This is a genomic window from Parvimonas parva (assembly GCF_016552165.1).
In the GTDB taxonomy this organism is placed as follows: Bacteria; Bacillota; Clostridia; order Tissierellales; family Peptoniphilaceae; genus Parvimonas; species Parvimonas parva.
In genome coordinates, this window is sequence record NZ_JACVDA010000013.1 from 41,555 (window position 1) to 57,342 (window position 15,788).

Genomic DNA, 15,788 nt, shown 5'->3' on the forward strand with positions numbered 1-15,788 from the left:
TGATATAATAACTGTATATATAATAAAAAAGACTTGACAAATTAAAAGAAGGCGATTAAAATGATCAAGACAAGACAAGACAAGACAAGACAAGACAAGACAAGACAAGACAAGACAAGACAAGGTTGTAATATGCTTAAACAACCTTTTATTTAGTGTGCATTTTTCTATGCGTAAAGCATGTGAAGATGCACATTTTTTTATGTCTAAATTGTTTCGCGTTAACACTTTTAAGGAGGTGTTTTCAATGTAATAGGTGGGGTTATACGGAAAAAACAAAATAAAAATTATACGGAGGTAAAAGATGAAAATATTAGTAAAAAAGACAATGGGCATATTGATGGCTACATTAGTAGCATTTGGCGTAATGGCTGGAACTACACAGGCATTTGCGGCTGGCAACCAGCTCGAATATAAGGTTAATAGTCAGTTAAGTGTAAGTGGTTCACTTTTCTCAAAGAAAGTTACTGGAACTGTAGATGTAAGTAAAACCGTAACTGCAACTCCCGTAACTCCAATTGAAGGTCAGACAGATTTTTATTCAGGTGCTATAAGTGCAAGCGTGGAAGTTGCTGACCTTTTTGAAGGAGCTTACAAAGTATATGAGAAGGATATAAAAGGGAAAGGCTTTGGACCTTGGAATTTTGAAAATATAGTCATGTCTAGTGAAGGTGAAAAATTCCCAATTGCTCAATATACGGTAAAATTCCCTTCTAATTTCAAGATTGACGAAAAAGCAATTAAAGCTAGCGAAAATTCATCTGCTATTAGTGCTATTACAGCAAACTATGTAAAAAAGGATAATTCAGTTGTTATCACTATTCAATTAGGAAATTGGAATGATTATAAAGAATTCTTTAAGCTTGTAGAAAGCGAACGTAATCAAACAGGACATGAAATTAACGTAAATATCCCATATACCGTAGAAGGAAAAGAAGAATTACTTGGGACTATAACAGGTTCGGGCGTTTGCCAATTATATAAATTTGGAAATCACCCAGTTAAGGATCCGATCGTTAACATTACATCCCCGCTAAAGTCTCTAGAAATTAAAAGACCGTAGGAGGCTTAACATGAAATTACTAAAGAATATGGCTATAGCGATATTATCAGCTACATTGATTGCATCAACGGTATTTGTACCGTCCGCATTTGCTGAAGGCAGTGAGCCTCTTCCGTATTTGATAAAGGATGTGATGGCTACTACACCTGAATATTTGACTGATAGTGCTCTAAATAATACGTATTGGGTTGATGTGGAAAAGAAGGAGATAACCGATGGTTTAGATGGAAAAACTTACTATGGAGTATTCCCTAAGTATTTGACCTCTCCAAGCAAAACAGCGATTGCGGATTTTCCATTTAACTCTTTGGATGGTATGACAAGTACTCCAAATGCGGGGATAGTAAATAGTTTTAATACGTATTGGTTCTTGCCTGGGATGGATTTTGAAGAAAGATATGGTTATCTCGCAGGGCACGATACGGCAGAAGGAGATACAAAACCAGGACAACATCCTACAAAACCTATCGAAAATCGTGTCAATCCATTTGGCTTTGGAGAAAATGATTTATTAACTCAAGATGAAATTAAAAATCCAGTTGATAAACTTAAAGTATACGGTGATCTAAGGCTCAAGGATGTAACGGATTCCAAAGCGGTTGGTGAACTACAGCCTGGGGATAAACTGAATCTTGATTTTTCAGTTAATATCTCATGGTTTAAGCGTTATCTCAATGGTTGGACGCTAAACTATACAAGAGTTGGTGGCATGAATGACGTTGATATTAAAAAATTCCACAATAGTTACGGTAAGGTTGATGCAGGATTTACTTTCACATTAGACATTCCAGATGGTGTAGAAGTAGCTAATGATGCATCTGCTACAATTAGCGGAATTAAGGGATTTTCTCCAAGTGTAACAAAAACAAAGGATGGTAAAACACTTATTGTTACATTAAAAAAAGATAATCCAGGAACAACCCAAAAATGGCAAGACATCATTAACGAAGTTAAGAATGTAGATACAAGCAATATTATGATTTCAGTAACTGGTCTATCTGTGAAAAAGACAGCTACTGAAGGTAAGAAATATAGAATTCGTGGAACGGTATCTGGTTTCTATGATTTTGCCAATTCTCTTACAGAGAATTTTGTGAAAGCAACAACTGCAAGAGAGGATGACCGTGCTAATCGCAATTATTTCTTCTTTGCAGCTGAACAAGACGCGAGTGGGCTTGATAATAATGGTGAAGAAAATAAGCCTAAACAAATTTCTTATTCGTTCCAAGTGAAGAAACCAACACCAACACCAACACCAACACCAGATCCAACACAAAATACTGTTACATTTATCAATGGTGATAAGGAATACGCTAAGGTAAAAGTAGAAAATGGTAAGTCTATTTCAGGGGACGCATTAGATACAGAATCTATGCCGAAAGACCCAACAAAAGCGGGATATGTATTCAAAGAATGGAATACATCAGCTGATGGAAAAGGCACAGCATTTACAGGTGATACAATTGTAAATGAAGATATGAAAGTCTATGCTATTTATGATAAAAAGGTAGTAAAACCAGGTCCAAAGGATCCAGTAAAACCAGGTCCAAAGGATCCAGTAAAACCAGGTCCAAAGGATCCAGTAAAACCAGAACCAAAGAAACCTGTAAAACCAGAACCACAAAAACCTGTAGTAAAGGTAAAAGTACCAAAAACAGGAGATAGTTCAAATGTAGGAATATTTACAGGACTATTAGCATTATCAGGTGGAGCATTAGCTATTCTTATAACTTTGAGAAAACGCAAAATGAGAGAAGAAAACTAGATAAAAAAATAGACTTAGAAAAAATTGTAGAACAATTATAGTTTCAATAAACACAAGAAAACGACCACATAGGAGTATTTCTACTCTTGTATGGTCGTTATTTTTTTGTAGCGCTTAAAGGTCATCAGTTAAACTTGATTTCCACAAATCCCTAACTGAACGCTCCTAACGAGTGTCTTTTTAATTACATAGAAAGGAGTGAGCTGAACGGCAAAAGGTAAGTATCAACAATGTCTTGAACCAGACGGCTTGCTTTTAATTGAGGGCAGTGGTAGAAACTACAATAGAAAGTGCTGTTGGAATGGTTGTTAGAAGTGGACTTAAGCGTTTAAGTGGTGAAATATATTTATTAGACTTAGAAACTTTGACTAATTCTAAAGACTTAATTCAAGAAATGAGTTTAAAATCTCTTTTACAAATAAAAACAGGTAATTATACTAAAGAAAGTAATTGTATGTATCTTTTAGTAGGAGTTACTTCAAGAGAAGGAATTTTTTTTGATAGTTTAACCAGCAAATAGTGAAATCAAGCTATTCGGACTTTACAAACTTAACTCAAATATGTTAAAATAAATATGAATTTACGATTCTTGTGTAAAAGAATATTTATTTCATCATATTTAGCATTTAAAGATTATCTAAATTGTAAATATGATATAATAACACTGTATTATTGAAATTTTTACGCAGGGGAGATGTATAACGAGATTTCCAGATGAAATTAAAGTGGCATTTTCTACTGTGAATAGATGGGAAGGTGGCAAAGCAAAGCCTAACCTTAATGCTATGAAAAACATAAAATAGTTCTGCCTAGAACATAATGCTGTAGCTGAAGCGTTTAATAAGGTAATGAAGACAGAATTTGTATATCAGAAAAAATTTACAAGCTTAAAACAACTAAAATTAGAATTATCAGAGTATGTTTATGGGTATAATAACCTAAGGATACATAGATCATTAGGTTACTTGACACCAGTTAAATATAGGCAATCCAGATTAACTAGTAGTTATTAGTTAATCTTAAGTTAGCATATTCGATTTTAGATTGTACAAATAGGCGTTGACAATCCAGTAGATAGATAAAGAAAAATTGTGAAAAGGAAGATAAATATGAAAAAAACGAAAAAGTTTATTGCGCTTTTGATAGCTACTATCACGATGGCATCAAATATCGCCCCAGTTTTTGCGACTGATGGGGTTGGAGGGTTGACAAAATCGGTTAGTGCTGAAGATAAATGTCCTACTGTGGCAGGAGTTAATATTCCTGCAAAACCAGTAAAACCTGGAGAAGGAGAAACGGTAGAAAGTCTCACAAAAAATCCAGACCAACCAAATATCTATACTTTGCGTACAGACTATAAGGTTGAGATGAAGAATGCTGATGGGAAATCCTCTTTTGTAATCAACGACCAACCCTACATAGCTAGTGTTGGTGAATCTGCAACAAAAGAAGAAAAAGCTAGGATAAGTAAGACAATTACCTTACCTGAATTTTCTGGTTATTACATTCCTAAAAATGATGCAGGAAATAAAATTGAAAATTATAATATTAATTATGATATGATAGTAAAAAAAGCAAGAGATGGCAAAAAAAGTGGTGACGAAGAAATTGGACTTGGGTATGAAAGTAGTCAAGAATTTCTTTATTATGGAAAAGAAAACGAAGTAACAGTCAAACACGTTTTTCAAGACATCACAGACTTAAATAAGTATACAAATTTAGGTGGAGATGATCAAAAAGAAATCACTACAAAGCAAACAGGTAACACTGCTTCTATTTTGGAAATAAAACCACTTGAGGAAAAAGATAGAAAAGGCTTTGTTCCAGAACAAGATTTTATCAAGATACGAGTACCAAATGATACAACTGGTTTTGTTGTAGAATATCGTTACAACCGCGCCCGTTTTGATGTAGTTTTTGACACACAAGGTGGAACACCACTTCCAGCTCGTACCCTTTATTATGAACAAGAAATTCCTAAAATTGCCGATGAAGACATACCTACAAAAGTAGGCGGTACATTCCAAGGTTGGAAATCATCTGTAAACTTAAAGAAAAAAGATGGCACTACAATTACAGCTGGTACATTAATTTCAGAAAAAGATTTAAATTCTGGTTTTATGATGCCGGCAGAGAAAGTTACCTTTACTGCAGTCTGGAAGGACAAGGACAAGGCTGACTATGCAGTACAATTTTGGGCAGAAAAGGCAGACCACGCTGAAGACGCATCACTTTTAGACAAGTACGACTATATAGGCGCTCGTGTATATAAAGACCAAAACACAGGCTCGAGACCAGACTTGGATAAGGAGTCTGTAGAAGACATAGTCTTTACGGACCTAGACAAAGAACGCCTACAAAAGATCTGGAAGGGAGAGCTTGCTCTAAACAAATTCTTTGTTTACAACAAAAAATTAACAGATAAAGAAAATGCGGATCCTAAAAATACAAATGTAATTAAGTCTGTTGATTCAACAGGTAAGACTGTCTACAATATTTACTACGACAGACAAGTCTACGACCTATACTTCACTAAATCTAACGTGGGAACAGGAGCTAACACTTTCTATCCTGAAATCTACAAATATGATGAAAAGAAAGACGAAGATGTAAAAGTAGGAGAGCCTGGCAATCCCTACCACTTTAAGGCACGCTTTAACCAAAGTATGGTTGGCTTGTGGCCAGATGATGTAAAGGAAGTAAAGGGATTTACTAAAGGTTACTCTAGTATAGGATGGTTACCAAATCTTAAGAAGCCTAAAGTTGTTTTTAGGGATACTCCTCCCTACAGACTTTCTGCCAACCTCTTTATAGATTCTACTGAATTAATAAATCAAGGTGGCTATGTTAGTGAAATAGACTTAGGCAATGGTAAAAAAAAGCAAGCTAGCATGACAGACCTTTCCTTTGGGATTGATCAAGATCAAAACACAATGCCCCACCACATAGACTTTTGGTTGGATGGTTTTGATGGTGAACAAGTTATAGATTATGACCTCTACACCATAAAATCTGATACAGATAATTCATCATATACGGGTTTTCTTCCTCCAGATCTCCAAGGTTTTACACCAAAGGAAAAAGGAGGAAGAGGGTCACAATTTTATGACGACTATGATTTAGACGACCTTAATGAAGAACGTGAGGAAACAACACCTTTTCCTGAGGAATATTCTAAAGAATTAGATGACGATGGAGAGCCTAAACAAAAGGGCAAGATGTACTTTATGAGTGAATTTCCTAATGATGATTCTAAAAATTTTGACCAAAACGGCTACCTTAGATTTGAATACACTCGTAACAAGTATCCACTAAGATTTAACTACGACTCGACAAAGATTAAGGGCGACAATGAGTTTAACTCAACAAACCAACTAGATACTTTCTACAAATTTCCATTAAAGGCTCTAAGCCCTGTTGCGGATAAGGAAAAAAGCTATAATACAGAAAATCCGAAAAACCTATTGGATAATCCGGAAAAGTTACAAGCATTAGGTCTTACAGACTTAGTATTTACAGATACTGATGGCAAATTAAAAGTTAAGCGTCCGGACAACCTTTCAGACGAAATGGTATTTAAAGGCTGGGCTCTAGACCCTGCCGGCACTAAGCTTATCTGGGAGAAACCGGGCGAAAAGATGCCTAATCACCCACTTAACTTATACGCAAAGTGGGGTGAGCCTGACCATAAATGGAAGGTAATCTTTGACCCTGATGGGGGAAAACTAGATCCAATAGATGAAGCAAATATCACCACAACAAGAAAAACAATAAAAGAAGGTAACATAGGTGATGAGAAAGAAATCACCTACGCCAAAAAAGAAGATAATGAAGACGATAAGCAAATCTTTACTGTCATCCAAAGGCAAAAACTAGTAGAACCTCAAAAACCAACCAAAAAAGGCTATGACTTCTTGGGTTGGGAGGTAATCCGCTACAAGAAGGATGACAAAGGTAATTACACAGATGAGAAAGATACACAAAGCTCCCAAAATTATATAAAGGATTACAAGGTGCCAGAGCTTTACGCCTTTGGCAATGATGTAGTATCTCCTCTCTACCTAAAGGCAATTTGGGTGCCAAACCAAAGAGTCGATGTCAAGGTAGAACACTATTTCTTAGATGGGGAATTTAATTTAGACAAAAATAGAAAGCCAAATCCAGAAGTGGTAACACTAGAAGGTAAAAGAGCGGGGAATATGGCTTCTGCAATCGCAACTAAGAAAAACGAGAAGTATCTACTCGCATCTCATGATGAACTCGGTAAAAAATTAACGGGTGAATTAAAAAAACAATACGAAGAATATAATACTCGTATGCATGCAAACAACTCATTCTATCAAAATCTCAGAGTTGAGCCAGAAAAAATACTAAACCCAGAAACCAATAAGATGGAAAATAATTCTAAAGCCGAAAATAATGTCTTCAAATTCTTCTATATACCTATTAGGACTCGTGAGTATAAGGTTAACTATGTTGACATAAGCTATAAGGGCTCGGCAGACGAAAAAAAAGGGATAATCAAACAAGAAACAGTTGTTAGTGGCAAACGTGACTTTGACGCAAGAAACTACAAAAAAATCCCGGGTTGGGTTTTAGCTGAGGGAGAAAAGCCACAACAACAACTATTCTTCGATGTAAATGAAGAAACAAATGAACTCACTGGAATAAATGGCACAGGGTCAGATGAGATTACTTTCTATTATAAGGACGTAAGGCTAATAGAAGTCCCAGAAAATAGCAAAACACCAGATGGTTATGTCAGAGTGACCTTCAAGGCTGGCGAAAACGGTAAACTCGAAGAAGGCGATAAAGCAAAAACTGTTCACTATGACGTTGTAAAGGGCTTAAAATTTTCTAATATCCCTGTTCCTGATACGATGGAATATAATTCAGACAAAACAGGTGTAGAAATTGTACCGAATGAGGGCTATCAATTTGTAGGTTGGGAACGCCAAGGAGATTCAACAAAAGGTCTATTAAATGAGGCAGATCAAGTTTGTGATAACTACACCTTTGTAGCGAAATTTGAAAAACCACAAGGCAAACTAACCATCAAAAAAGTCCTAGAAAACCAACCTGTTGAGAAACAGTCAACGATGACCAGAATGGCAGTTCCAGATCCATTGAAGTTTAAATTCAAAGTTACAGGACCAAAGATAAATGGATCTAAAAATAATGAGCCAACAGAATATACAGAAGTATTTGAATTAGCTGCTGGCGAAACAAAAGTATTAGAAAATCTATTTGACGGAGACTATAAGGTTGAAGAAATAGAAAACCATGGTTATACTCCATATTACATTGAAGGTGACTATGATAAGACTAGTTCAAAATTATCAAAAGATCCAATAAAAGTAAAATTGGAAAAAACTGATAATAAAAAAGACTATGAAAAGACCTTAACCGTAGTAAACAAAAACGTCAAACCAGGAGAAGCTGAAACTCCGAATAAAAATATTATAGATATTACAGTTAAGAAAGTTTGGGACGGTGGCAAGAAGCCGGCTGCTACTATTGAACTTTGGAGAAAGGGCTACAAGGCAGAATACAAAGAAGACTTGACAGATGGAGAAAAATCAAAAGCTCTAATTGATGAAAAAGTTAGAGAATTTACTACAACTCCTGAGGGAGATAATGAGCAGTCTAAAACCTTCAAAGACCTTCCAAAACACGACCCAAGTGGTAGAGAATTTGAATATTATGTAAAAGAAGAAAATGTTCCAAAAGATTATACTAACAAAATAACTGGATCTATGGATAAAGGCTTTACAGTAACAAATACCTATCAGAAAATAGATGTAGAAGCTAATAAAGTTTGGAAAGGTGATTTAAAAGAAGGTGAAACAAGACCAACTATTTACTTCAAACTTTACAGGAAAATCAAAGACGGTGAAGAAATAGAAGTCCAAGATCAAGAAGTGAAAAAACTTGAAAATGGTACAACAAAAGTAACTTGGAAAGACTTAGATAGATTTGATGAAAATGGCAATGAATTTACTTATTCAGTAAAAGAAGTTAAAGAAAACGGATCTGATTTTACTCCTGAAGGTTATACTAAAAAAGAAGATGGCCTAACTGTAACAAATACTAAAGACCCAGTTGTGCCTCCAACTCCAGATCCTTCAGTTCCAATAGATATTACAGTTAAGAAAGTTTGGGATGGTGGCAAGAAGCCGGCTACTACTATTGAACTTTGGAGAAAAGGTCAAGCTTTAGATGGAAAGGCTATTAATGAAAAAGTTGGAGACTTTACTACAACTCCTGAGGGAGGTAATGAGCAGTCTCATATCTTCAAAAACCTTCCAAAACACGACCCAAGTGGTAGGGAATTTGAATATTATGTAAAAGAAGAAAAAGTTCCAGAAAATTATACTAACAAAATAACTGGATCTATAGATAAAGGCTTTACAGTAACAAATACCTATCAGAAAATAGATGCAGAAGCTAATAAAGTTTGGAAAGGCGATTTAAAAGAAGGTGAAACAAGACCAACTATTTACTTCAAACTTTACAGGAAAATCAAAGACGGTAAAGAAATAGAAGTCAAAGATCAAGAAGTGAAAAAACTTGAAAATGGTATAACAAAAGTAACTTGGAAAGACCTAGATAGATTTGATGGAAATGGCAAGGAATTTATTTATTCAGTAAAAGAAGTTAAAGAAAACGGAGATGATTTTACTCCTGAAGGTTATACTAAAAAAGAAGATGGCCTAACCGTAACAAATACTAAAGATACAGTTGTGCCTCCAACTCCAGATCCTTCAGTTCCAATAGATATTACAGTTAAGAAAATCTGGGATGGTGGCAAGAAGCCAGCTACTACTATTGAACTTTGGAGAAAAGGTCAAGCTTTAGATGGAAAGGCTATTAATGAAAAAGTTGGAGACTTTACTACAACTCCTGAGGGAGGTAATGAGCAGTCTCATATCTTCAAAAACCTTCCAAAACACGACCCAAGTGGTAGGGAATTTGAATATTATGTAAAAGAAGAAAAAGTTCCAGAAAATTATACTAACAAAATAACTGGATCTATAGATAAAGGCTTTACAGTAACAAATACCTATCAGAAAATAGATGCAGAAGCTAATAAAGTTTGGAAAGGCGATTTAAAAGAAGGTGAAACAAGACCAACTATTTACTTCAAACTTTACAGGAAAATCAAAGACGGTAAAGAAATAGAAGTCAAAGATCAAGAAGTGAAAAAACTTGAAAATGGTATAACAAAAGTAACTTGGAAAGACCTAGATAGATTTGATGGAAATGGCAAGGAATTTATTTATTCAGTAAAAGAAGTTAAAGAAAACGGAGATGATTTTACTCCTGAAGGTTATACTAAAAAAGAAGATGGCCTAACCGTAACAAATACTAAAGACCCAGCTTCAGATCCAACTCCAGATCCTATGGTTCCAGGAGGGGACGACACACCTCCAGATCCTATGGTTCCAGGAGGGGACGACACACCATCAACTCCAGATAAACCGGATAAACCGGAAACTCCAGATAAACCGGATGAACCGGAAACTCCAGATAAACCGGATGAACCGGAAACTCCAGATAAACCGGATGAACCGGAAACTCCAGATAAACCGGAAAATCCAAAACCAGAAAAATCTAAAACAGGTACAAAGATAGTATCAAATGTGAAAAATTCCACAATTCCAACTACAGGTGTCATGACAAACTATGAAATCTATATAGTATTGATAGCTGTATCAAGTGTCGGATTAGTCTTTACAAGAGAAAAAAAGAATAAGGACGAAGATTAATAATAAAAGATCGTAAGCTAAGGCTTGCGGTCTTTTTTTGACTAGGAAATGTAGAGCAGAGTTGATGAATCTCTTGAAGAAGAAGTCTCGTATTTGTGGGATTTCTCACTTTGTTCGGAACGACGAAGGAAATGAATTTAATGATATTGTTTGTCGCATACCGTTATGTCGAGAGGTAGCGAGACATATTATCAATGTGAGTTTTTCTTTTTTAGATAAATACACTTCCTTTGATATAGTCCTAAATAGTACTATAATGATTGTATCAGATAACAAATATTATTGATTTTAGAAAAATAGGGTTTATAAATTTTGAATTTGATCCTATGTTCTCTATTTTTTTCTTTGCTGAGGTGTGCAAATGGCCTTAATAAGGAGAGGGTAAAGTTTTATGGGTTAAGTGACCTAGAGACTATTATCCTTATCCAAATAGGTATGATGACAAATCCTAGTCAAAAAGATATTTCAGAAAAACTGGGAGCTCCCAAGCAGACTGTTAATAATATTATCAAAAATCTTAAGAAGAAAGATTTTCTTAAATTGTATATTTGTAAATGATTCGAATATATAAAGGCTAGACAATATAGAATTTATCTGGTACAATTAGTGTATTAAAAGTTATGTATAGGAGGTGACAAGTCATAAAAACAACGACAAAATCCTTGACAGATAGAATAAATCTGCCTCTATTTTTGCGCATATATATATATATATGAAGAGTATTTACCCGATGGATAGGTGTATACACTTGTCAATTTTTAGTTAAATTAAAATGATCTGACTATAGAAATGCTCAATCTACAATATTTTATAGGAGGTAGTATAAGAATATGAGAAAATTAAAAAATATACAAAAATGTAAATGGCGCTTTGCAAAAGCCTGCCTTTCTTTGGCTTTAATCGGAACGGTTGGGATTTTATCTCAGGGCGGTGCTATAACGGTCTATGCTGATAACAATACTGGACTAAGTGTTAATACTACGCATGATCCGTCTGCTAATTTAGTTTTTAAAAATGAGAATCTTAATGGAATGACATTAGATCAGATGTCGAGTACTCTTAAAATAATGAAAGAAACAGTTGAAAATAATGAATTACTTAAGACAAAGTGGGATGAGCTAGGAAAAGGCACGAATCTTGGATGGGGTAAATCATTAGATATTTCGATGTTTGGTAACTGGAAAGCAGTAAACAATGGGAAATTTCATATTGTTAGAAAAACAAATAAGGATGTTTTTCCTCTTGAAGTTATTAATTCGACTATAGATGATACTGTCTGGCTTCAAGAACAGGCTCTTTATAGGGACAGTGAATACATTATGCTTTTGTCAGGAACAAGAACTCGGGAAAATAAAGATCAAAAAGCATATGATGGCAGTGATTATAAATATGACCAAGAAGGAGCTCAGGTTGCAAAAGAGTTAGCCGGTTATGATGGTATCGAAAAGACTTTTAAGGCGTATTCACCGGAGCATGGTTCTCGTGTAAAAGTCTCTTTCAGAATTGGATACACCGGTGATATTGATGGAAGTAAAGCCAACTACAAAGTTGAGGTTTTTTCAATAAAAGATGGTGCTGAGACTAAAATTTATGATACGGTTATTGATCCAACGAAAGATGTAAATAATGATAAAATGACCGTTACGAAAGCTACCGATGGAACATGTACGCAAAAGATACTAATATCAAATACGCCAAATAATCCGAACAAAAATACCATACGCACAGGATATATAGGCGATGAAGCCGCTATCGAGTTGATGGCTAAACCTGAAAATAAGCCTAACGGCAAATCCGGACTTTTTACAAGTTCAGAAATTGAGTTAGAAAAAGGTGTTACTGAGTATAAGGTGAGAATCAGTTTAGCTGATAAGAATCGTACAGGTATGAGCTATCAATCATGGGGTGTAAAATATTCTCTTCCTATGTTCGGTGATGGGTTTAGTATTACCCAAGATACTGCTGGAGTGGCAAAACATGTGTTTACGAAAATATATGATAAGTTGATCGAAAATAAGCCGATAGATACTCAGAAAAAAACAGATGCAAGCGTTGAGGTATATAATCAAGCATTAACTAAAATGAAGGAGCTTATTGACTCTGCTGAATTAAAGAGCAAGAAAGATTATGTTGATGCTCTTAAGGTTGCTGAAGAAGCAAAGAAAAACTTAGAATCAACAGAGCAACAAGCAATAGATGCTCTTACTAAAGTTGCTGATAACAAAATAGACACTCTAAATCAAAACAAAGATTTAAGTGAAAATGAAAGGCAAACCGCTATAAAGAGAGTTAATGACGAGAAAGATGCAGCAATAAATAATATTAGAAAAGCTACTGATAATGCCGGAGTTGATCAAGCAAAAGAAAACGGCATTGCGGAAATTGGAAAAATTAATCCTGTCGCAAAGGATAATGCCATTGCTGCAATAAATAAAGCTCTTTCTGAAAAAGAAAATGAAATTGAAGGGAAAAATGATCTAACTAAGGTTGAAAAAGATAAGTTCAAGAAAGAAGCAAAAACAATAGCAGATCGTTATATTTCAGAAATCACGAAGAAGCCATCTAGCGAGGATACTGCCGAAAAGGCCACTCAAAGTCAAAAAGCAATCAACAAAGCTAAAGATGATGCTATTGCGGAAATTGGAAAAATTAATCCCGTCGCAAAGGCTAACAAGAGCGAACTCGAAAAAGCGATAAAAGCGGCTACAGAAGCGAAGAAAGATATCAAGACGAGCGCTGATGGAAAAGACGTAGACCCTCAAAATAAGTGGACTACGGCTGATGAAAAAAAAGCGCTCGAAGATGCGATTTTGGAAGCAAAGAAAGTGAACGAAGATGAGAACGCTAAGCAGGAGGCTGTTGACGCTCAAAAGGACAAACTGGAAAAAGCGATTGAGAAGTTCAAAAAAAGTCTAAGAAACGGATTGAAAGAGTCAAAGGCTAACAAGAGCGAACTCGAAAAAGCGATAAAAGCGGCTACAGAAGCGAAGAAAGATATCAAGACAAGCACTGACGGAAAAGATGTAGATCCTCAAAATAAGTGGACTACGGCTGATGAAAAAAAAGCGCTCGAAGATGCGATTTTGGAAGCAAAGAAAGTGAACGAAGATGAGAACGCTAAGCAGGAGGCTGTTGACGCTCAAAAGGACAAACTGGAAAAAGCGATTGAGAAGTTCAAAAAAAGTCTAAGAAACGGATTGAAAGAGTCAAAGGCTAACAAGAGCGAACTCGAAAAAGCGATAAAAGCGGCTACAGAAGCGAAGAAAGATATCAAGACAAGCACTGACGGAAAAGATGTAGATCCTCAAAATAAGTGGGCTACGGCTGATGAAATGAAAGCGCTCGAAGATGCGATTTTGGAAGCAAAGAAAGTGAACGAAGATAAGAACGCTAAGCAGGCGGATGTTGACGCTCAAAAGGACAAACTGGAAAAAGCGATTGAGAAGTTCCAAAAGAGCCTAAGAGACGGATTGAAAGAGCCAAAGGAACCTGGAAAACCAGGCTCCAAGGACCCAGCAAAGCCAAGCAATAATCCAAAAAAACCTGTAGTAAATATAAAAGTACCACAAACAGGAGACAGTTCAAATGTAGGAATATTTACAGGATTATTAGCATTATCAGGTGGAGCGTTAGCTATTCTTATAACTTTGAGAAAACGCAAAATGAGAGAAGAAAACTAGATAAAAAAATAGACTTAGAAAAAATTGTAGAAGAATTATAGTTTCAATAATCATAAGAAAACGACCACACAGGAGCATCTTTACTCTTGTATGGTCGTTATTTCTTTTTTTACAGCTTAAAGGTCATCAGTTAAACTTTGTTTTCACAAATCCCTAACTGAACACCCCTTTAAGTTCCTTTTTATTTTTCGAAAAAATCAATTAATTTTAAAAGCATTTCATTTGTTATATTTATACATAAATATTTTCTTCCATATTCAATATCGTGTAAAATTGATATAACATTATTCATTTTTAAAATTCCTTTCTTTTTTCTATTATAGTTTCTAATTTTTCTAATTCTTTAATATTTGGAAGTTCATTTATGAAAGTCTTTGTATTACTCTTGTAATTCGCTCGTTTACACTTTTCAAGCAAAAGTTAAGTTAAGCAAATATTGAAATTAAGCTATTTACTAACTTTGCAAACTTAACTCAAATATGGTAAAATATACATAAAGTAAAAAATACTTAATAATTTTTAAGGAGAGAAAATATGGATTTACAAAAATTTAACAGAATTAAAAATGATGAAGGTTTTATAGCGGCTTTAGACCAAAGTGGTGGAAGTACACCGAAAGCATTAAGATTATATGGTGTAAATGAAGATGCTTATTCAAACGAAGCTGAAATGTTTGATTTAATTCACGAAATGCGTTCAAGAATTGTTACTTCAAAGGCTTTTACTAAAGAACGTATCTTAGGTGCTATTTTATTTGAAATGACAATGGAAAGAAAAGTTAATGGTAAATTCACTCCAGATTATTTATGGAATGAAAAAGGAATAGTTTCATTTTTAAAAGTTGATAAAGGCTTAGCAGAAGAAAAAAATGGAGTTCAACTTATGAAAGAAATTCCAAATTTAAAAGAAATTGTTAAAAAAGGTGTTGAATACGGAGTTTTCGGAACAAAAATGCGTTCAGTAATTAAATGCGCAAACGAAGATGCTATTAAAGAAGTTGTAGCACAACAATTTGACTTTGCAAAACAAATAATTGCAGGGGGACTTGTTCCAATCGTTGAACCTGAAGTTGATATAAATTCTTTAGAAAAAGAAAAATGTGAAGAAATCTTAAAAAGAGAAATCTTAAAAGAACTTGATAAGTTGGAAGAAGGACAAGAAGTAATGTTAAAACTTACATTACCAACAGTTTCTAATTTCTATAAAGAATTAGTTGAACATAAGAGGGTTGTTAGAGTTGTTGCCCTTTCAGGTGGATACACAAGAGAAGAATCAAACGAACTTTTAGCTAAGAACAACGGAGTTATAGCAAGTTTCTCAAGAGCTTTATCAGAAGGTTTAAATGTAAACCAAACACAAGAAGAATTTGATAAAATGCTTGATGCATCAATCGAAAGCATATTCCAAGCATCAAGAAAATAATTAAAAAAACCAAAATTGCAAGAATAAATTAGCCACATAAAAATAATTCTCTAGGCGTTTTGTAATTGAATATTTTTTTAGGATAGTCA

The 15,788-nt window shown here is 34.7% G+C and carries 7 protein-coding genes and 1 pseudogene; all 8 read left to right on the forward strand.

All coding sequences use genetic code 11. The features are described 5' to 3' along the window. Positions 1-304 precede the first annotated feature (304 nt). The 8 genes and pseudogenes from IBJ83_RS05475 to IBJ83_RS05515 all read left to right on the forward strand — a co-directional run bounded on the left by IBJ83_RS05475 (position 305) and on the right by IBJ83_RS05515 (position 15,699). Positions 305-1,063, forward strand: a complete 759-nt coding sequence (locus IBJ83_RS05475; RefSeq protein ID WP_201275679.1) for a hypothetical protein — start codon at positions 305-307, stop codon at positions 1,061-1,063. 10 nt (positions 1,064-1,073) lie between these two features. Further along, complete coding sequence (locus IBJ83_RS05485; protein WP_231698879.1) at positions 1,074-2,828, forward strand: InlB B-repeat-containing protein; 1,755 nt, start codon at positions 1,074-1,076, stop codon at positions 2,826-2,828. 268 nt (positions 2,829-3,096) lie between these two features. Then, positions 3,097-3,348, forward strand: a complete 252-nt coding sequence (locus IBJ83_RS05490) for a hypothetical protein (protein WP_201275680.1) — start codon at positions 3,097-3,099, stop codon at positions 3,346-3,348. Positions 3,349-3,646: 298 nt separating this feature from the next. Beyond that, positions 3,647-3,841 (forward strand): annotated as a pseudogene (locus tag IBJ83_RS05495) (IS3 family transposase); the annotation flags it as partial. Between the two features lie 96 nt (positions 3,842-3,937). Beyond that, complete coding sequence (locus IBJ83_RS05500) at positions 3,938-10,597, forward strand: Cna B-type domain-containing protein (protein WP_201275681.1); 6,660 nt, start codon at positions 3,938-3,940, stop codon at positions 10,595-10,597. A 438-nt stretch (positions 10,598-11,035) separates the two neighbouring features. Next, positions 11,036-11,155, forward strand: a complete 120-nt coding sequence (locus IBJ83_RS08420; RefSeq protein ID WP_231698880.1) for a MarR family transcriptional regulator — start codon at positions 11,036-11,038, stop codon at positions 11,153-11,155. 272 nt (positions 11,156-11,427) lie between these two features. Further along, positions 11,428-14,277, forward strand: a complete 2,850-nt coding sequence (locus tag IBJ83_RS05510) for a DUF1542 domain-containing protein (protein WP_201275682.1) — start codon at positions 11,428-11,430, stop codon at positions 14,275-14,277. A gap of 534 nt (positions 14,278-14,811) precedes the next feature. Then, the gene (locus IBJ83_RS05515) at positions 14,812-15,699 is read left to right on the forward strand and encodes a fructose bisphosphate aldolase (RefSeq protein WP_201275683.1); all 888 of its coding nucleotides are present in this window, start codon (positions 14,812-14,814) and stop codon (positions 15,697-15,699) included. Positions 15,700-15,788: the final 89 nt, after the last annotated feature.